The organism is Mangrovimonas aestuarii (assembly GCF_028767185.1).
Taxonomy (GTDB): Bacteria; Bacteroidota; Bacteroidia; order Flavobacteriales; family Flavobacteriaceae; genus Mangrovimonas_B; species Mangrovimonas_B aestuarii.
Genome location: NZ_JARACK010000006.1, coordinates 158,248 through 178,347 on the forward strand (window position 1 = coordinate 158,248; position 20,100 = coordinate 178,347).

At 36.5% G+C, this 20,100-nt stretch carries 13 protein-coding genes; 7 read left to right on the forward strand and 6 right to left on the reverse strand.

Annotated features, from left to right (window positions below; translation table 11 throughout):
- Positions 1-51 precede the first annotated feature (51 nt).
- The 7 genes from PWU04_RS09375 to PWU04_RS09405 all read left to right on the forward strand — a co-directional run bounded on the left by PWU04_RS09375 (position 52) and on the right by PWU04_RS09405 (position 11,559).
- Positions 52-789, forward strand: a complete 738-nt coding sequence (locus PWU04_RS09375; RefSeq protein ID WP_274475829.1) for a T9SS type A sorting domain-containing protein — start codon at positions 52-54, stop codon at positions 787-789.
- Positions 790-950: 161 nt separating this feature from the next.
- On the forward strand, positions 951-3,161 hold the full coding sequence (locus PWU04_RS09380) for a LamG-like jellyroll fold domain-containing protein (RefSeq protein WP_274475831.1): 2,211 nt from the start codon (positions 951-953) through the stop codon (positions 3,159-3,161).
- A gap of 170 nt (positions 3,162-3,331) precedes the next feature.
- Positions 3,332-6,406 (forward strand): LamG-like jellyroll fold domain-containing protein, encoded by a 3,075-nt coding sequence (locus tag PWU04_RS09385; protein ID WP_274475833.1) that lies wholly within the window; start codon positions 3,332-3,334, stop codon positions 6,404-6,406.
- 246 nt (positions 6,407-6,652) lie between these two features.
- The gene (locus PWU04_RS09390) at positions 6,653-8,044 is read left to right on the forward strand and encodes a sensor histidine kinase (protein ID WP_274475835.1); all 1,392 of its coding nucleotides are present in this window, start codon (positions 6,653-6,655) and stop codon (positions 8,042-8,044) included.
- A 3-nt stretch (positions 8,045-8,047) separates the two neighbouring features.
- Positions 8,048-8,755, forward strand: a complete 708-nt coding sequence (locus PWU04_RS09395; RefSeq protein WP_274475837.1) for a response regulator transcription factor — start codon at positions 8,048-8,050, stop codon at positions 8,753-8,755.
- A 505-nt stretch (positions 8,756-9,260) separates the two neighbouring features.
- Positions 9,261-10,502 carry a LamG-like jellyroll fold domain-containing protein gene (locus PWU04_RS09400; RefSeq protein ID WP_274475838.1) on the forward strand — a complete coding sequence of 414 codons (1,242 nt, stop codon included), beginning with the start codon at positions 9,261-9,263 and terminating at the stop codon, positions 10,500-10,502.
- An 898-nt stretch (positions 10,503-11,400) separates the two neighbouring features.
- Positions 11,401-11,559 (forward strand): T9SS type A sorting domain-containing protein, encoded by a 159-nt coding sequence (locus PWU04_RS09405; protein ID WP_274475839.1) that lies wholly within the window; start codon positions 11,401-11,403, stop codon positions 11,557-11,559.
- A gap of 54 nt (positions 11,560-11,613) precedes the next feature.
- Here the strand turns inward: PWU04_RS09405 and PWU04_RS09410 are convergent, their stop codons facing one another.
- The 6 genes from PWU04_RS09410 to PWU04_RS09435 form a co-directional block, all read right to left on the reverse strand.
- Positions 11,614-12,276, reverse strand: a complete 663-nt coding sequence (locus PWU04_RS09410) for a DNA alkylation repair protein (protein WP_274475840.1) — start codon at positions 12,274-12,276, stop codon at positions 11,614-11,616.
- A 98-nt stretch (positions 12,277-12,374) separates the two neighbouring features.
- Entirely contained in the window at positions 12,375-13,826 is a 1,452-nt protein-coding gene (locus PWU04_RS09415; RefSeq protein WP_274475841.1) for a cell wall anchor protein, read from the reverse strand.
- Between the two features lie 172 nt (positions 13,827-13,998).
- Positions 13,999-15,471 (reverse strand): IMP dehydrogenase, encoded by a 1,473-nt coding sequence (gene guaB / locus PWU04_RS09420; RefSeq protein WP_274475842.1) that lies wholly within the window; start codon positions 15,469-15,471, stop codon positions 13,999-14,001.
- Positions 15,472-15,545: 74 nt separating this feature from the next.
- The gene (locus PWU04_RS09425) at positions 15,546-16,244 is read right to left on the reverse strand and encodes an Insecticidal toxin complex protein (protein WP_274475844.1); all 699 of its coding nucleotides are present in this window, start codon (positions 16,242-16,244) and stop codon (positions 15,546-15,548) included.
- A gap of 45 nt (positions 16,245-16,289) precedes the next feature.
- Positions 16,290-18,749: a TonB-dependent receptor domain-containing protein gene (locus tag PWU04_RS09430; RefSeq protein WP_406600951.1), complete on the reverse strand. Its 2,460-nt coding sequence runs from the start codon at positions 18,747-18,749 to the stop codon at positions 16,290-16,292.
- On the reverse strand, positions 18,730-20,088 hold the full coding sequence (locus PWU04_RS09435) for an HTTM domain-containing protein (protein ID WP_274475845.1): 1,359 nt from the start codon (positions 20,086-20,088) through the stop codon (positions 18,730-18,732). Before PWU04_RS09435 ends, PWU04_RS09430 begins: the two co-directional genes overlap by 20 nt.
- Positions 20,089-20,100: the final 12 nt, after the last annotated feature.

Consider the following 20,100-nt stretch of genomic DNA (forward strand, 5'->3'; position numbering starts at 1 on the left):
TACATAAGTATTGAATTTAAACATAATTTCACGCAAAGAAATTAACAACCTATGAAAAAACAACTACTATTATGCTGCTTTGCAGCTTTAGGTACTATTAACGCCATTGGTCAAACAACTTTTGATTGGGAAACGATTCCCGCACCTATTAGTACTACATCACTAACCGAAACAAAGGATGGAATAACAGCAACATTTTCAGATTCTGATTCGTCAAACAATGTTACTTCCTTAGCAAATATTTCATACGGAGGATCTGGCAATTGTATTTTTAGCAGTAATTCAGATAGTGTTGAATTTACTTTTGATACCCCCGTAAATGTCATTTCTATTCTGGCCATGAATGGTAATCCGCCTGAGACCTATACCTTTACTCCTACTGGAGGTACAAACAGTCCAGTAATTATTAATTTCACGAGTAATGCCTCTCAAGTGCAACTTAACTGGACTGCCGTAACATCATTTACCGTTACAGCAGAAAACCTCACGCCAATTATCTTTGACAACTTAATTGTTCAAAACGCCACTTTAAGTACTCCTAATGTAGCCATGGAAAACATAACCATTTACCCTAACCCAACAAGCAACTATATTAATGTTAGTTTAGGTGACACCTATACAACGGTAAACGCTAGTCTACTTTCTGTTAGTGGTCGTGTAGTGGCTCAAAAAACGGTAAGTAATGCCAATGCATTTCAAATGGATTTAAACCATGCTGCTGGATTGTACTTCTTGAATATCTCTACAGACAATGGTAAATCTGCCATCTTAAAAGTAGTAAAGAAGTAACATTCACAGAAAAAAAAAACTAACTACAAAAAAACCTCAAGGCTACCTTGAGGTTTTTTTTATTAATGAAAGTAATAGGAAAGCACCATCAGTTAACGTAAGTTAAATATGACTTAAATATTAAATTTAAACATAATTTCACGGCAAATAATTAACAAACTATGAAAAAACAATTACTTTCTTTGAAAACGCTTTTTTGTGCGCTTTCATTTATGGGACTTAGTGCAAACGCCCAAAACGGATTGAATTTCGACGGTACTAACGATTACGTTGAAACTACATTTCCTGGAATTGCTGGTAACGGTACACGTACCGTTGAAGCTTGGGTTAAAACAGAATATACTTCAAGCCAGAGATTTATCCTTTCTATGGGGCAAATTAGTCTAGGTGCTGGTGCTCGATTTTCCCTAAAAAGCACAGGATCATCATCACCAAAATTCAGAATAGAAATTGGCGGTGGCGGTATAACCGGTAATACAACCCTAACATCAGGCACTTGGCATCACGTTGCTGTTGTGTATGACAATGCTGCAACCAACCAATACACCCTATATGTTGATGGTAACCCAGATGCTTCAGGCTCTATAGGCACTGCGTTGAACACGCCTAGCGGTGTAAACAATATGCACATAGGGTCTAATGCTGCAGATACCCCTGAGACACAAAATCACTTTTTTAAAGGAAATATTGATGAAGTAAGAGTTTGGAATGTTGCCAGAACACAAGCTGAAATTCAAGCCTCTATGAATGAGGAAATTTGTGAATCCACTTCAGGTTTGGTAGCCTACTACAAACTAAATGAAGGTACTGCAGGAGTTGACAATACAGGAATAACAACTGCAACGGATCTTGTTGATGGTAATGATGGTACTTTATCAGGATTTGGACTAATAAGTGGTAATACCTCTAACTGGGTTACAGGTAAGGATGGATTAACTGCTTTTTCCATAGACAATACGGTGAGTAGTGACGACACGACGTTAACAGCCAACCAAACTGGTGCTACTTACCAATGGGTAGATGTTGACAATGCCAATGCTCCTATTGCTGATGAAACAAACCAAACCTTTACGCCTTCTGCAAGTGGTAACTATGCTGTAGAAATTACTATGGGGGGATGTGTAGAAACTTCTGAGACTATCGCCTTCACTGCTCAAGATCCAATAGAAACTGGTATTTCATTAAATTTTGATGGTGTAGACGACTATGTTTCAACACCTTTTGCTGGTGTTCTTGGTTCTAACGACAGAACTTTTGAAGCATGGGTCTATGTTCCCTCTACTAATGCTCCCACGAGCAACATGGCAATTGTAGATTATGGTATTAACACCTCCGGAGGTAGAAATACATTTACAGTTAATGCCGATAATGGTAGACTTGCTTTTGTTGCAGGTGGCACAAATGGGGTCATGGTGTCGGCTGAGAATGTTGTACCTACCGACACATGGACTCATGTTACTTTTGTTCTAAATAGTGGCGTTGGATCTTTTTATGTAAACGGTGTAAGCGTATCTTTAGATACTAGTAACAGCAATTGGTCTAGTAATTTATCTGGTGTTAATACACCTTCTGGAAATGAAAATGTAATTATTGGTAAACGTGTTATTGGTAGTAGTGATCAAAATCTATTCTATGGAAACATTGATGAGGTTCGTATATGGAACGTTGCAAGGACCGAAACAGAACTTCAAGCCGATATGAACAGCGAGCTTTGTGCTTCACCAGCAGGTCTTGTTGCCTACTACAAACTGAACGAAGGTACAGTTGACAGTGACAATGCCGGAGTATTGATTGCAAATGATGCTGCAGGAACCAACAACGGTACTTTAAACGGCTTTGCCTTGACAACAGGATCTACTTCCAACTGGACAAACGGTGCGGGCTTAACAGCTGTAGCAATTATCGACGCCACTGTTAGCAGTGATGATACAACACTTACAGCCAACCAAACAGATGCTACTTACCAATGGGTAGATGTAGATAACGCCAATGCTCCTATTCCTGGTGAAACAAACCAAACGTTTACACCCTCTGTAAATGGAAACTTCGCTGTAGAAATTACCTTAGGTGCTTGTACAGAAACATCGCAAACAGTAAACTTTACTACCTTGGGTCTTAACGACAACGTTTTTGCTAACAGCATCCGTTTATATCCTAACCCTACAAGCAACCTCATTAACGTGAACTTAGGTGACACCTATACAACGGTAAACGCTAGCCTACTTTCTGTTAATGGTCGTGTAGTGGCCCAAAAAACAGTAAGTAATACAAGTGCTTTCCAAATGGATTTAAACCAAGCGGCAGGATTGTACTTCTTGAACATCACTACAGATAATGATAAAACTGCTATTTTAAAAGTAGTAAAGAAGTAATTTACCACTATAACATAACCCTACATATTAACAACAAAAACCTCAAGGCAAGCCTTGAGGTTTTTTTATATATAAATGTAACTAGCAAAACCAACATTGGTTAACATAAGTTAACAACAATGATTTATATAAATTTTAACATAGTTTCACGGCAAATAATTAACAAAATTATGAAAAAACAATTACTCTCTTTGAAAACGCTTTTTTGTGCGCTTTCGTTAACTGGATTGGCTTCAACCGCACAAAATGGATTGAATTTCGATGGTGTAGACGACAAAATCCAAACATCTTTTTCTGGGGTATTGGGAACAAACAACAGAACCTTTGAAGCTTGGGTTTATGTTCCTTCAACTGCACCTGCTTCTAACTTAGCCATTATGGATTATGGGGTTAGTAGTGTTGGTTCTAGAAATACATTTATGGTTGCTGGAGACAGAAGTTTGAAGTTTATTTCCGGAGGAACCAACGCAAACATTAGTACAGCGGCGTTTACTGTACCAGAAGGCACATGGACTCACGTAGCTTTTGTTTTAAACAGTGGTACTGGTAGCCTATACATCAATGGTGCCGTACTTGCTTCTGGTTCTTTATCGGCTGTTAACACACCATCAGGAAATGAAAATGTAATTATTGGAGAACGTGTTTCCGGTGGTTCTACATTATTTAACGGAGATATCGATGAAGTTAGAATATGGGACGTAGCAAGAACCGAAACAGAGATTCAAGCCTCTATGAATGAGGAAGTTTGTGAATCTACTTCAGGTTTGGTTGCCTACTACAAGCTAAATGAAGGTACTGCAGGAGTTGACAATACAGGAATAACAACTGCAACGGATCTTGTTGATGGTAATGATGGTACTTTATCAGGATTTGGATTAACTAGCGGTAACACCTCTAACTGGGTTACTGGTAAGGATGGATTAACTACTTTTTCCATAGACAATACGGTGAGTAGTGACGATACTACGTTAACAGCCAACCAAGCAGGTGCTACTTACCAATGGGTAGATGTAGATAATGCCAATGCTCCTATTGCTGATGAAACAAACCAAACCTTTACGCCTTCTGCAAGTGGTAATTATGCAGTAGAAATTACTGCGGGTGGATGTGTGGAAACTTCTGAAACTATCGCATTCACTGCTCAAGATCCAATAGAATCAGGAATTTCATTGAACTTTGATGGTGTAGACGATTATGTACAAACCACTTGTCCAGGGGTAGCCAATAACGGTGCGCGTACTGTTGAAGCTTGGATAAAAACCACCAAAAACTCCAACCCAAGTGAAGGAGGCAGTCAAAGTGTGATTGTAGATTGGGGCTCAACAACTAATGGAAAGCGATTCACTTTTAATATCCTATGGGGTAATGCTATTCGACTTGAAGTAGCCGGTGCCGGACTTAATGGTACTGTAGCTGTAAACGATGGCAACTGGCACCATGTTGCAGTTACCTTCAACCCAAGTGGAAACACCATGTCGCTTTACGTTGATGGTGTATTGGATACTTCAGGAATTATGTCCACAGTTAATACAGGTACTGCAACAAACGTTCGCATAGGTAGCCGCATAGACAATGTCAATCCTTTTGAGGGTAGTATTGATGAAGTTCGTATTTGGGATGTGGCCAGAACTCAAGCAGAGATTCAAGCCGACATGAATAACGAGCTTTGCGATGACACGCCTAACTTAATAGGATATTACAAATTAAATGAAGGTACTGCAGACAGCGATAATACTGGAGTATTGACTGCTAATGATGACTCAGGTGACAATAATGGTACTTTAAACGGGTTTGCTCTAACCACAGGTTCTACTTCTAACTGGACTAACGGAGCTAGCGTAACAGCTGCAGCATCTATAGATGCTACAGTTAGCAGTGATGACTCAACATTAACCGCCAACCAAACTGGTGCTACTTACCAATGGTTAGACTCTGCTTTAGAACCTATTCTTGGTGAAACTAACCAGACCTTTACACCATCTGCTGACGGAAACTACGCAGTAGAAATCACTATGGGTGGATGTGTAGAAACTTCTGAGACGGTCGCCTTCACTACTCAAGATCCAATTGAACAAGGAATTTCATTAAACTTTGACGGTACCAATGATTATATTCAAACCACGTTCGACGGTACTGGTGTTCTAGGAAATTCTCCCCGTACTATTGAAGCTTGGATAAAAATACCTAGTACTTCATCCTCAGATGCTCGTGTTATTGCTGATTATGGGAAATTTTCTAACGCTGAACCAGGAAAACGATTTACTTTTAATGTAAATCCTAACCACCTTCTTCGTATTGAAGTTGAAGGGTGGGGATTTAATGGAACCACAGCTCTTAACGATAATTTATGGCACCATGTAGCCGTAACTTATGACGGCACTAACTTCAGCCTTTATGTTGATGGAGTAATTGAAGGAAGCCCTCAACAAGCTCTAACCACAGTACAGACTACTGCAGAAACCGACCTTATGATTGGTTCAAGAATTGATGAATTTAAATTTTTTCAAGGATCAATTGACGAAGTTCGCGTATGGAGCGAGGCTAGAAGTTTAGCTGATTTAACTGCCAATATGAATAATGAGCTTTGCGAAAACACTCCAAACCTAGTTGCCTACTACAAGTTAAACGAAGGAATTGTAAACGGTGAAAACACAGCAACATTAACAGCAATAGATAACACTGGAAGTAATAACGGTACTTTAAATGGATTTGCCTTGACAACAGGTTCTACTTCTAACTGGACAAACGGTGCAGGTTTAACAACTGCTGTAACTATAGACGCAACTATCAGCAGTGACGATACTACTCTAACAGCCAACCAAGCAGGCGCTACTTACCAATGGGTTGATGTAGACAATGCTAACGCTCCTATTGCTGATGAAACAAACCAAACGTTCTCTCCTACTGTAAACGGTAACTACGCTGTAGAGATCACTTTAGGCGGTTGTACAGAAACATCTGAAACCGTAAACTTTACTACCTTAGGATTAAACGACAACGTTTTTTCTAACAACATCCGTTTATATCCTAACCCTACAAGCAACTACATTAATGTAAACTTAGGTGATACCTATATAACGGTAAACGCTAGTCTACTTTCTGTTAATGGTCGTGTAGTGGCTCAAAAAACTGTAAGTAATACTAGTGCTTTCCAAATGGATTTAAACCAAGCGGCTGGATTGTACTTCTTGAACATCACTACAGATAATGGTAAATCTGCTATTTTAAAAGTAGTGAAGAAATAATTTCACCCAATAACTAACCTTACAAACAATAAAACCTCAAGTTACCTTGAGGTTTTATTTTACCTAAACACTAAAGGTTAATAACAGTTAATAAGCATTTCCCCTAACATTTACCTCTTAATTTTGAACATTTTTTAAATTATCCTGAAAGCAGTCACTTGTAAACGTGAATAAGCATTGTTTATAATGATACTAATGGACTATAATATAAGATGCATTCTCAAGATTTTCAATTATTTTTGAAACATGGAGTTAAAAACTAAAAGGCTTATAATAGGAGCTATATTTACTTTGGTGGCATTTACTGTCATTCAAGCCTTTCTTATATTCAATACCTATAAACTAAAACGCGAACTGTCTTTAGTAGATGCCAGAAGTGCCATTCAGGAAATTTTTCGTTCCTCAGATATGGACTCTTTATTCTGGATTAACAGAAATGACTTTCTTTACCAATTGGAAGAGTATCGTAAGGGGAACATAACAAAACAAACGTTATTATCGAATTTCCAGGAAAAGTCAGAATTACTAAATAAAGAAATTACCCTGCTCTTTCAAGAGAAAATTAACAGGTATAATCTAGGGTTTGATGTAAACTTTAAAGTAGTACCTGATGAAATTAATATATCAAATGCTAACGCTAATAATCCTGAACAAATATTAAACCAGTCCCAGGGCGAAATTCCATTTCTTGGAAGTGATTTTTCTCTTGACAATGCTGTGCTCATAAATAATAGCTCTTGGACAGTTTTACACGAATTTGAAAATAATGGCATTCCTGATAATGTTTTCTTAAAGTTTCATTCCAAAGTTTACATGAAAACAGATAGATGGTTAGCAACTGTTATAAAAGAACTCACGGGCTTATTCATCCTGTTTATTTTCCTTTATGCCTTTGTGGTTTTCTTGTTGTTTTATTCCATACACAATCTTAGTAAACAAAAAACACTTACAGATATTAAAACCGATTTCATTAATAATATAACCCACGAACTAAATACACCTTTAACCACCCTTTCTGTAGCTATAAAAACACTAACAGATCAGTCTTCACAAAATAACAATGACATCTCAGAGCAGGCCATAGCTATAATTAACAGGCAAAATATACGTTTACAAAGTTTAGTTAAACAGGTAACCCGAAATAGTGTAAACTACACCCAAATAAAGCTTAAAGAGGAAACATTCAACTTATCGCAGTTTGTCTCAGAAATTGTAGACGATTATTCACTTACTTTAAAAGACTTAAATAAAGACATTACTTTAGAGAAAAACATAGCAGACACTGAAACTTTTATAGTTGCCGATAAATTTTATTTGGAAACAGCTATTATCAACCTTCTCAATAATGCTGTAAAATATGGTGCCTCCAAAATAAAGGTATCTTATAAATTTGATGAAACGTCTCAAAAACACCATATTGTAATAGTTGATAATGGAATAGGTATTCCTAAAAAAGACCAAAAATTGGTATTCGAAAAGTTCTATAAAGTAAGTGAAAACAACCATCATAGTTATAAAGGCTTAGGATTAGGTCTTTATTATACCCAGCAAATTATTAAAGCACACTTTGGTTCAATAGAATTAAAAAGCAAAAAATTAGCAGGAAGCACATTTACAATTACAATTCCAAAAAAGTAGCCCATGAAACTTATATTATTAGCAGAAGATGATCACGATTTAGGAACTATTCTAAAACAATACCTTGAGTTAAATAAGTATAATGTTCTTTGGGAACAAGATGGAGAATCGGCATATAAAGCGTTTCAAACTACCACTCCAGACATATGTATTTTGGATATTATGATGCCCAAAATCGATGGCTTTACTCTAGCAAAAAAAATAATAGACGAGGCACCACAAATGCCTTTCTTATTCCTAACATCAAGAACTTCTAAAGAGGATATTATTAAAGGCCTTAAACTTGGAGCCGACGACTATGTTACTAAACCTTTTGAAGTGGAAGAACTGCTCCTTAGAATAACCAATATTATTAAGCGTGCCAAACAACAAGCTTATGCCGATTATAAAAAATTGCCAAAAGAACCCATTAATATAGGCAATTACATTTTTGATGCTAAAAATCTTGAACTCAACATAAATGACAAGACAATTAAACTTACCGAAAAAGAAAGCCAACTGATCTTTTTTCTATACAACCATCGAAACCAACTCATAAAAAGGGAATACATACTTACCCAACTTTGGAAGAAAAACGACTTTTTTTCTGGCCGTAGCATGGATGTGTTTATAAGTAGAGTTAGAAAATATTTTACCGATGACGACAATATTTCAATTAATAGCATTCGTGGTATTGGCTTAGAATTTAGAACAGAAAAAGAAAGAGATTAATAACTCTTAAACTTTTGAATGGTTTTAAATTCTCAAACAAGATTTGTTGTGAAGTTCTATAAATATTAACATTTTTAAGAAGTAATGATTACACCTTAGCTTAGGTTTTTTAACCAACCCTAAGCATAAGCCTTGTCTACATTATGAATCATTTTGATAACCATTCTAAATGATTTGAACTTTAACGGAACTTATTAATTGCCTGTTTTTGCATGCATTCAGTAAACAAAATGGTATTAATTTGTAAATACACTGTTTTCCTTCTTTTAAACCGACACATAAACACCTTACTAACGTCTTTATATTCGGCTTTATAACCCAAAATCATTTAATTTTTTAACAATAACAAACATAGCAATCGAAAGTTGACTAGAATTAACCTATACTTAATGCTGTTTAATACTCACCATGTATGAGAATTTACTCCAATAAGGTTAATGCAGGTTAATAAATGTGTTTTATTCAGACTAGCTGTTAAATTCACACCGAATTAATCTAAACTAGCATGAAAAAACAACTACTTTCTTTAAAAACTCTTTTTTATGCCCTTGCTTTAACAGGGGTTACGGCAACAGCCCAAAACGGGTTGGATTTTGACGGTATTGATGATTATGTGCAAACCACTTGTCCGGGAGTAGCCAATAACGGCGCTCGTACTGTTGAAGCTTGGATAAAAACCACCAAAAACTCCAACCCTAGTGAAGGTGGTAGTCAAAGTGTAATTGTAGACTGGGGTTCTACAAGCTCTAACGGTAAGCGATTCACCTTTAACGTCCTTTGGTCCAATGCCATTCGACTAGAAATAGCTGGCTCAGGACTGAGTGGTACTATAGCAGTAAACGACGGCAACTGGCACCATGTAGCAGTTACCTTCGATCCAAGTGGAAACACAATGTCTCTCTATGTTGATGGTGTTTTGGATACTGCGGGAATTATGTCATCGGTCAATTCAGGCATAACCACAAACGTTCGTATAGGGAAACGTATAGACAATGCAAGTCCTTTTCAAGGCAGTATTGATGAAGTTCGCATTTGGGATGTAGCAAGGACTCAAGCAGAGATTCAAGCAGACATGAATAACGAGCTTTGCGATAATACCCCTAACTTAATAGGATATTATAAATTAAACGAAGGTACCGCAGATGGCGATAACACAGGTTTAACTACAGCCTTTGATACTGTAAACAGTAATGATGGAACACTTAGCGGCTTTGATTTAACAACTGGATCAACATCCAATTGGGTAGCAGGAGCCAGTATAACAACTACTCCAATTATAGATAATACCGTTAGTAACGACAATTCCACCCTTACTGCAAACCAAACTGGTGCCACTTATCAATGGGTAGACTTCGCTAACGAACCTATTCTAGGAGAAACGAACCAAACGTTCACACCAACTGCCGACGGTAATTACGCGGTGGAAATCACTATGGGAGGTTGTACAGTAGTATCAGAAACTATAAACTTTACAACTGGATCGTTGAGCATAAACGACAACTTATTTGCCAACAGTATTCGTTTGTACCCCAACCCTACTAACAATAATATTAACGTAAATTTAGGTGACACCTATACAACGGTAAACGCAAAATTACTTTCAGTTAACGGAAGAGTTATTGCAAACAAAACCTTTAATAACACCAGTGAACTAAACATGGGCATTAACCATGCTGCTGGGATTTATTTCTTAAACATTATAACTGGCACCGGTAAATCCGCTGTACTAAAAGTGATCAAGAGGTAATTTATTTTAGTTAGTTAACAATAAACTCTCCACGCTCACCCATGGAGAGTTTTCTATTTTACAATTGTTTGTAATAAAATGATTCTTTATAAAACCTGTAACATCGTAAAAAACACAAACTTTCCATTAGCCTAGAAACAGATAAAACACATAAAATAGTCTTCCATATATAAAATGAAGAAGCAATCATTCTTTATTATCAGTTAATCAAAATTAAACAGGATTACCAAAATATAAACTTGGTTAACAGTAGTTAATAGCGTCTATTTATAAGATCAACTTTATATATTAAAGTCCTAATTAAACCATTAATCATGAATAACAAATAACTTCCATAAAATCTCTTTCTGTTCCCATTGCTTCTATAAAGATTACGGAATAGAAATCACAATTGGAAGCTATACCATAGTATTAGAAACTTGAAAAAGTTACTTTCCGTAAACGGAAGTGTAATATGAAACAAAACATATAGTAACACCGGTGAACTAAACATGGATATAAACCATGCACTGGGATTTATTTCTTGAACATTACAAAAGACAACGGTAAATACGCTGTATTTAAAGTAGTAAAGAAGTAATTTTTTTTAGTTAATTTTGGTTAAACTCTCCTGGTTCTTTCTAGGGGAGTTTTTTTGTTTACTATCAATTCACTTTAACGAGATAAAAGATAAATACAAGCACTACAACAACTTTATAGATAAAGTTATATCGACAATTCAAATATTTAACAAATCACAACTCTCTCATTATCAATCGTGTCACAATTTGTCCACATGATGTCACACTTTGTCTAATAATATCAAATGCTTTCAATGATTATTAATTGTAGGTTTGAAAACAATTATTTGTTACTCAAGTAATAATCACTGTAAACAGCGATGCATTTACAACTAAAAATGCAAAAACTTTCTGTTAACAGATGTATTATAGCATACAAAACACATAATAACAGCAGTGAACTAAACATGGATATTAACCATGCTGCTGGGATTTATTTCTTGAACATTAGAACAGGTAACGGTAAATCCGCTGTATTGAAAGTAGTAAAGAAGTAATTTTTTTTAGTTAATTTTGGTTAAACTCCCCTATTTCACCCTAGGGGAGTTTTTTTATCTCAACGCCTCTTTAACAGTCAAATGAGAAAGTTTTTCTCTGTATGAATTAACAAATGCTTCAACTTCGTCCCTATTGGTTTTGGCATACTCCCTTAAAGTCCATCCAATCGCCTTTCTTATAAAAAAGTCTTTTTCGTGAGCAACTTGCAAACAGTACTTAAAAAGTAATTTTGAATCGGTATCTTCTTTGTATTTCAACTGAAACAATAAGGCACTTCGTCTAATCCATAAGTTATCGTCTTTGCACCAACTATCCATGACCTTAATCTGTTCTGGATTACGCTTTAAATAATTCCCTAAGACTTTAGCAGCCAACATATCTACAGTATCCCACCAAGAATGGATTTCTATCATTTTCTTTATAAAAGGAATAGCGTCATATTCCAGTTTTTTATGGTACTTTACCAGTATATCAAGAGCTAATTGATGAAACTCCCGTTCAGGTTGATCGTAACACAATCTACAAATCTCAATAATTTCACTTTCTGAACATGGCTTTAAGGAATCTATGAGAGGTTTGGTTAAAGTTCTTCGCTGTGGTGTTTTCAATCCAAAATGTGGAAATTTACCTTTTAAATAAGCTGTTTGCTTGGCAGCTTCTTCGGGATTAGCGTGCGCTGTAAATTCTTGTTTTATTTCTTCTATAAGTGTATTCATTTACATAAATAAAGTCGTTCACTAATGATGCTAGTTATAAAAAACAAAACCTGACTATAAAGACAGGTTTTCTATCAGGGATATAAATCTATAAAAAATTAATTAGCGACTAAGTTCATGGAAACAACATCCAAATCACCACTGCCACTATACCGTTCAGCCCATAATTCCAAATAGTCACCTGGAGCCAATTCTATCGATCCTACGATAGCTACAGCACCTATATCATCATTACTACCTACTTCGCGATACACTCTTGTATTCTCTACAACAGAAGCACTCCCCCCCAATTCGCCCTTAGCTATATAAAAAATAAAAATGTTGTTTACATTTTCTCCCTTAAACGAAATACTGGCATTTACCTGAAAGTGTCTCGTTTTGGAGCCATCGTAAACAATTCTATTGTCACCAGATCTTAAAAACCTAAACAGTCCACTGCTTGTTGTACTTCCCTCTAATTTTTTTCTACTTCCAGATCCAGTACCATTAAACGCATTATTAATGCCCGTTCCTACAGAAGCATTTAGATTAATATCGCCTGTGGCATTACTATCTGTTTCTAAAGCTATTCCTGGAGAGTCTATATCCCAATTGTTTGTAAAGTTATAACCATCATAAGATCCCGATGAATATTCAACTACCATATCTCCATCACCATTAAAATTTATTTCGGTTATGGACCCTGAAGTACTAACGGTTGGATTTGCACTCACATCTATACCTGCTTCACCACTGTTTGCAACAACCCTCCCATTTGCCAATTGGAAATAGTTAAAGGTTCCTGAGGCAGTTAAAAAAGTCCCTGTATTAGAATCTGTCCAAAATACATTAGACATGAAGAATGAATCAATGTCCGAGACAACAAGTCCATCATTGTTGGCACTGAACTGAGTAATACTAAAAAAACTTACTCCTAAAGTACTAAGACTACCTAAACTGCTAGCTCCTAAAACTATAACGTTGTTAACTATAAGATTTTCACTTGAACTAGCACTAATATCAAAGACCTCACTACCATTTCCATTTATCGTTACCAAACGAATGCTTCCACCTGTTGCTCCTTGAAACAAAGGTCCTGAAGTTTCGTTTGTTAAAATATCTTCTCCAGAATCACCTCCTGCAATGTAAGCCCCATTTAAATCTATTGGATAATCGAAAGCTATTTCACCATTTATCTCATAAAGGTAATCTGTTGTTAAAAGGTATTTCGCCCCACCTCCTGCACTTAATTCATCACTCAGGTCTGCAACACTTTTCACTAGCTTGTATTTATCTCTATAAGTTGCTCCTGCTAATTGTATCCAGTTATCTCCGTCATTATAATAAAACGCATTTTCATCTGTATCGAACACTAACAACCCCTCTGCCGGGTTACTAATATTGGTACGCTGCGTTGTTGTCATTCTGGGGGTTAACATACCCTGATTCGTAGAAGTAAGATCTAATATGGATGATGGATCGGGGCTTGTCGTTCCTATGCCTACTTGCGACCATCCGTAATTAATACATAAGCAAAACATTACCAGACTAATAATAGTTGAAAGTTTCATATTTAGGAGATTTATGGGGTTATTAATTTGTTGTAAAGATAATGTTACAAAAATCATTTTGTAAAAAAAATCCTAAATATAAACTTAAACAATGATAAAAATCATTACTTATTTATACACAAAAAAACCCGCCAAATGGCGGGTTTTTGTTTATAATGATTACAACTGTCAATTATCTAGAATAATTTGGCGCTTCCTTAGTAATAGTAACATTGTGTGGGTGACTTTCATGAATACCACTAGAAGTAATTTTCACAAACTTGGCATTTTCCTTAAGGGCCTCTATATCCTTAGCGCCACAATACCCCATACCGGCACGCAATCCTCCTACAAATTGGTGAATGCTCTCAAACAATTCTCCTTTGTAAGGCACACGACCAACAATTCCTTCTGGCACAAGCTTTTTAATATCGTCTTCCACATCTTGGAAGTAACGATCTTTACTGCCTTGTTTCATTGCCTCAACAGATCCCATACCACGGTAAGATTTAAACTTACGTCCTTCGTAAATAATGGTTTCTCCGGGAGACTCTTTTGTTCCTGCCAATAACGATCCTAACATAACACAATCGGCACCGGCAGCTAGAGCTTTAGGGATATCGCCTGTATAACGAATACCTCCATCTGCAATAACTGGTACACCGGTTCCTTTTAGAGCTGCAGATACTTCAAGTACAGCAGAGAACTGAGGGAAACCTACACCAGCCACTACACGCGTAGTACAGATAGAACCTGGTCCAATACCAACTTTAACAGCATCGGCACCCGCTTCCGCTAAATATTTAGCTGCTTCGGCAGTGGCAATATTACCCACTATCACATCCAACTCTGGGAATTTAGACTTGACGTCTTTCAAAACGCTTACCACACCTTTAGTATGTCCATGTGCAGTATCTATTATAATCGCATCAACCCCTGCATTCACCAAAGCCTCAGCACGCTCAACGGCATCGCCAGTTACACCAATAGCGGCTGCAACACGTAAACGTCCATATGTATCTTTATTAGCGATTGGTTTTTGGGTAAGCTTTGTAATATCTCTAAACGTAATTAAACCAACCAATTTGTTGTTTTCGTCAACAACTGGTAGCTTCTCAATTTTGTTCTCTTGAAGAATAACTTCTGCATCGCTTAACGATGTTCCTACGGCTGCAGTAACCAAATTATGATTGGTCATTATCTCTACAATCGGGCGATTGTTTTGCTTTTCGAAACGCAAATCACGATTAGTAACGATTCCTTTTAATTCACCGTTATCATCAATTACGGGAATACCTCCAATACTGTGCTCGGCCATGCTTTTCTTAGCATCGATAACTTTAGCCGTAAGCGGAAGCGTAACAGGGTCTATAATCATACCACTTTCGGCACGCTTTACCTTTCTTACGTGCAAGGCCTGCTCCTCAATGGTCATGTTCTTGTGTAACACCCCAATACCACCTTCCCTAGCAATGGCAATAGCCATTTGGCTTTCTGTAACTGTATCCATAGCTGCAGAAATAATTGGAATGTTAATGGTAATGTTTTTTGTTAACTTGGTTTGGATGTTAACCTCTCTCGGTAAGATTTCAGAGTAAGCTGGAACTAGCAGGACATCATCATACGTTAATCCTTCTCCAACAATTTTGTTTTGATGTGCTATCATGGTGCAATTACGATTATAATTGCATGCAAATATACGATTAAAAAAACTAAATAGTAACGCTCTTTCACAAATAATTAAGAGCGGTTTAGGCAATAGGGTTTTAGTATATTTTCAGCATAATTATAGCGGTCTTCAGCCTCCCTTAAATCACCTTCAAAACGCACTTTCTTAGGCACAATAATACCGTAAAGTGATTTTCCTTTAGCAATGAGTTCTAACTGTCTTAAACTTTTTTCATCCATAGTTTGATATACTTCCTCAACCCACTGGTACTGTTCTTTTTCAAGCATGCGTTTATCCCAATCCTCAGAATCTTTCCCCACCAATACTTTATCGCTAAAAAAGAGTTTACTTAAATATCCAAAAGAACTATGAAATGCAACTTCACTGCCCTCCATCACATATTTTTTAACCTGCTTTGTAGTAAGTAGTTTATAGGGAAGCCGGTTGACCAAGTACAGTTTACTCGAAATATAACGGGCCATTTTGGGCCACTGTACTTCATCTCCTCTTTGATCTATGCAAGATACAAACCAATTGTAAAAGTCCTTCCTTTGCGCTAAGGTTATATACTCATGTGAATTACCATGGTATAAATTATACCGATTCGCATTTTGCCATACAATTGTATTATGCAATCGATCTTTCTCTAACCAATCTAAAATGGAAAGTTGACTTTGACCTGTACTCGCTTTAAATTCATTAAAATGTTTCCACTCTCTAGCATTTAAAACGCTACTTAGCATTAAAGTCCAAAGAATGAATACTCTCATTTTCATATTCTATAAAAATAAGAGAATTCGGTAAGCATACAAACCCTACAATCGTATTTGTAAGGTGGTATACCAATTAAGTGGTGCAGATGGAATTATTCCTGGCCCTGGATAACCTGTGGCTCGTCTGGTAAAGTAGGCATTATCCAATACATTGTTTATTCCCGCTTCCAACTTGAACCTTTTATAGGAATAGGATAAAGAGATATCCAATACATCATAGGCAGGGATTTGCCCCACTACTCCACTTTCATCATTTTCAGACGATGGTTCATTTGAGGCATCTGTAAATTGACTGCTCAAATACGTATATTGAACTCTTGAAAGGAAGTTTTTGTACCCGAACTTCAAACCTGTTTTAATATTTGCATCCGGTATAAATTCTACCTTGTTACCGGTAGCGGTATATTCAGAATCAATAAAAGAACTATTTATAAAACAACTTAATACAATGTCGTTATTCTGAATAAACCAATTTTTTAAATTAACATCTATCAAAGACTCTACTCCGTATATCAGGGCATCGCCAATGTTACCACGCTCAATAATTTCTTCAACCTCACTAACTTCTTTTTGAATCAACCCGATACGATCATTATAAGAAAGAACAAATCCTCCTAAATCGTAAGATACAATCTCTTTGATTCTACCCCTCAACCCGACATCTGCAGTAAAACCTTTTTCATCGGTAATATCTGGAGATATCTCAAAAGAAGGATTTACGATACTTATATCAGCAAAAGTTACCGATCTATAGTTTTGTGATATGTTTGCATACAGTTCTACGCCACTCAGAGGTTTATAGCTCGCACCAACTCCCAATAATAAAAACGAGCGCTCTCGAGTTTCGTTTTGATAATTTGTTATTTCCTCATCAATATTTCCGGCTCCATCAACACTGAATTCCTTATAAAACCCTTCACTGCCTGTTTTGATATATTCAAACCTAAACCCCGGTGTTATAGACAGCCTTTCGTTTATATAAAAAATATTTTCTCCAAATACAGCTGTATTTAAGTTAGGATAAGTGTATGCTGATTGATATCTATAATTTGGATAATCTTCTAAATAATAATCGAAATCCGGTCCAATACCATTAGATCCTGGACCCTGCTGTCCTTTGTTGTTTGCCTTATAGAACTTACCTCCAATCAAAAAAGTGTTTTTCTTATTAAAGAGAGTATACTTATGCAGTAGCCTTGATTCAAAACCAAAATTATTGAACTCCCCTTTAATAAGGTCACGCTCTTGAAGATTATCAGGCTGACTGACTCTATTTGTTCGAAACCCCAAAGCATATCGAGATGCATTAAGCCCGAAGGCGTTGAACGTAAAATTGGTATTCTCGGAAAATTTGTGAGATAATTCCATGTTGTACAGCCACCAATCTACCTCAAACCAGTTCCTGGATCGGTTACTTTGGTAAGGATCTTCGTTGAACATTATATCTGTAAGGCCTCCTGCTTGTTGTGCCAGATAATGCAAATGCGTAAGCTCTCCAGTTATTTTCGTTTTATCGGTTAATTGATATCCTAAATGCATATAGGCATTCTTAGACTCAAACCCTGAGTTTGGTCTAAATCCATCGCCCTTTTTATAGTTAAAGTATCCGTAGTAACTCAGTTTATTTTTGGTTCCACCAATGCTCGTAAAATTGGTATACAAACCAAAACTTCCCAATGTGTTTCGGGTAATAAGTTCAAAAGGCTTATTAGCATTAGGGTCTTTCATTACAAAGTTGACCAAACCACCAAACTGAGTACCATACTGTAATGAAGCGGCCCCACGTACTACCTGGATTTCCTTTAATCCTTCTGCTGCTGGAGTGTAATAACTCTCTGGATATCCCAAAACGTCGGCACTAATATCATACCCGTTTTGGCGTGTATTAAAATTTGAGGTACGGTTAGGATCCAATCCACGCCCACCAATATTCAATTGCAGCCCTGCATCGTCATTCTGGTAAATATTCAACCCAGCAACTTCACTGTAAATCTGCCTGGCATTGTTTGAGGCCAAATTAGCCATAGATTGATCTACCAAAACTACCTCGGTCTTTTTCCCTGCATAGATGGCGGTGCCCTCTACATCATCCAATCGTTCCAAGGCAAAAGCTTTTTCTCTTCTGGCATTGATTTGCACAGCTGTTAATTCTTCTACAGTAACCGTTAACCCTACAGAAATAGATATACTTGCTGTAACTTCAATAGTCTTTTCCAAAACATCATAATCAAAGGAGAAGAATACTAAAGTAAGTTTTTCTTTATCTGTATGGAATTCAAAATGCCCATTGTCGTCTGTTGTAGTTAACAATCCTCTTGACTTATCGTATACCTCTACTTCGGCGACAGGTTCGTTGGTAATGCCATCGATTACAACTCCAGATACTTTATGCTGCGAAACAGCAGTTAGTCCACAAAAAAGTATAAATAGAATACTAGCAACGTTATTCATAAACAATCTCCCTTTCATATTCAATTCTTTATCAAAGCCCTTTAATCTCATCGTTAAATGGTAAAATCCAGTCTTTATGTTTAAACGATTCTTTTTCTTGATATAAATCTACTGTTGGATCTACAAATGGTTTACTCAACCTTCCGTTAAGTGCCACATGACTATCCACATACACCTGCACATTATTGAACCCTTGCCGGGTAGTATAATGATCCCCTAAAAAATGAGCGTATTCCAGAATAAAATCTGGTTGAAAACTCATTTGTTTCTCTTGAAATGACGTTAAAAACTGGGAATTATCTACATATAGAAACTCCCCACTATCACCATCAACAATTTTAAAGTTAGTAAGGCCTTGTTTTTCCATTAACATCACCCGCCAGGATAATCGGTATCCCTCTTCGGTCCAAAACAATTCTCCTGGATATAATAGATATCTAAACGGGAACAACAACTGAAAGGCAAAAAAAACACTTAAGAAAATTAGAGCTGGTTTTTGTCTTCTTGAATGATATATCTCAATTTCATTTACTTCTTTTGAATTTGGCAATAACCCTTTAATTCTATTGATAATTTTCTTGTGAAATCGTGCATCAAAGAAAATCAAGGTGCTTACAATCATAATATAGGGGAACATACCTATTGGGAACAACACTCTAGTGAACACATGAAAGAACACTACCAATGCAAAAGCAAACCATCGCGTTTTCCTGTATAACAATAAAAACGGAATACTAACGTCGTACAGCATACCACACCAACTCATTGCATAATGAAACCACTCTTGTTGCATTAGGTTCTCACCTATAAAAGGCAAATTGTATTTAGAGGGTAACCATATTTTTAAAGGCATTGCCTTAAATAACCAATCTGAATTGAGCTTAGCAATACCAGCATAGAAGTAAACAATTCCCAGCAATAGCTTGACGCTATCAACACTCCATCTCGGAATGGTTTTAAACGATTTCCCCCTTAGAAGGTTATCGACAGAAAAATAAGCGTTAGAAGGCAAAAAAATCATTAAAAAGCTCAACAAACTTATAAAGTAGTAATGGTTCAAATAAGTAGTTTTGTCCATTAACTCGATATATGTAAAGCTTAAAAAGAAAGTTATTACTGCTGCTCTATATTTTAACCCTAAGGCTATAAAAAGGGCTGATAAGCCACATATAGCAAAGAGAACATAGGTGAAGTCCCCCAAGGGTTTCACCCATTCAAAACCGTAATAGGAAAAATGGAATTGAGGCTCGAGATATAGTTTTTCAATCCAGCCTTTACTCCAAAATCGTATAATGCTAATGAACATCATCAGTCCAAAACCTATACGAAAAACCGTTAATGGAGCAGCATTGGTATTTTGTTTGAAATATGTGCTTAAGGCTGAAGGCATAATGCAAAAAAG

Coding starts and splice junctions, on each gene's coding strand:
- PWU04_RS09425 (WP_274475844.1), bottom strand. CDS start 16,244: ATGAGAGTATTCATTCTTTGGACTTTAATGCTAAGTAGCGTTTTAAAT.
- PWU04_RS09375 (WP_274475829.1), top strand. CDS start 52: ATGAAAAAACAACTACTATTATGCTGCTTTGCAGCTTTAGGTACTATT.
- PWU04_RS09415 (WP_274475841.1), bottom strand. CDS start 13,826: ATGAAACTTTCAACTATTATTAGTCTGGTAATGTTTTGCTTATGTATT.
- PWU04_RS09385 (WP_274475833.1), top strand. CDS start 3,332: ATGAAAAAACAATTACTCTCTTTGAAAACGCTTTTTTGTGCGCTTTCG.
- PWU04_RS09390 (WP_274475835.1), top strand. CDS start 6,653: ATGGAGTTAAAAACTAAAAGGCTTATAATAGGAGCTATATTTACTTTG.
- PWU04_RS09405 (WP_274475839.1), top strand. CDS start 11,401: ATGCAAAAACTTTCTGTTAACAGATGTATTATAGCATACAAAACACAT.
- PWU04_RS09395 (WP_274475837.1), top strand. CDS start 8,048: ATGAAACTTATATTATTAGCAGAAGATGATCACGATTTAGGAACTATT.
- PWU04_RS09430 (WP_406600951.1), bottom strand. CDS start 18,749: ATGAGATTAAAGGGCTTTGATAAAGAATTGAATATGAAAGGGAGATTG.
- PWU04_RS09435 (WP_274475845.1), bottom strand. CDS start 20,088: ATGCCTTCAGCCTTAAGCACATATTTCAAACAAAATACCAATGCTGCT.
- PWU04_RS09400 (WP_274475838.1), top strand. CDS start 9,261: ATGAAAAAACAACTACTTTCTTTAAAAACTCTTTTTTATGCCCTTGCT.
- guaB (WP_274475842.1), bottom strand. CDS start 15,471: ATGATAGCACATCAAAACAAAATTGTTGGAGAAGGATTAACGTATGAT.
- PWU04_RS09410 (WP_274475840.1), bottom strand. CDS start 12,276: ATGAATACACTTATAGAAGAAATAAAACAAGAATTTACAGCGCACGCT.
- PWU04_RS09380 (WP_274475831.1), top strand. CDS start 951: ATGAAAAAACAATTACTTTCTTTGAAAACGCTTTTTTGTGCGCTTTCA.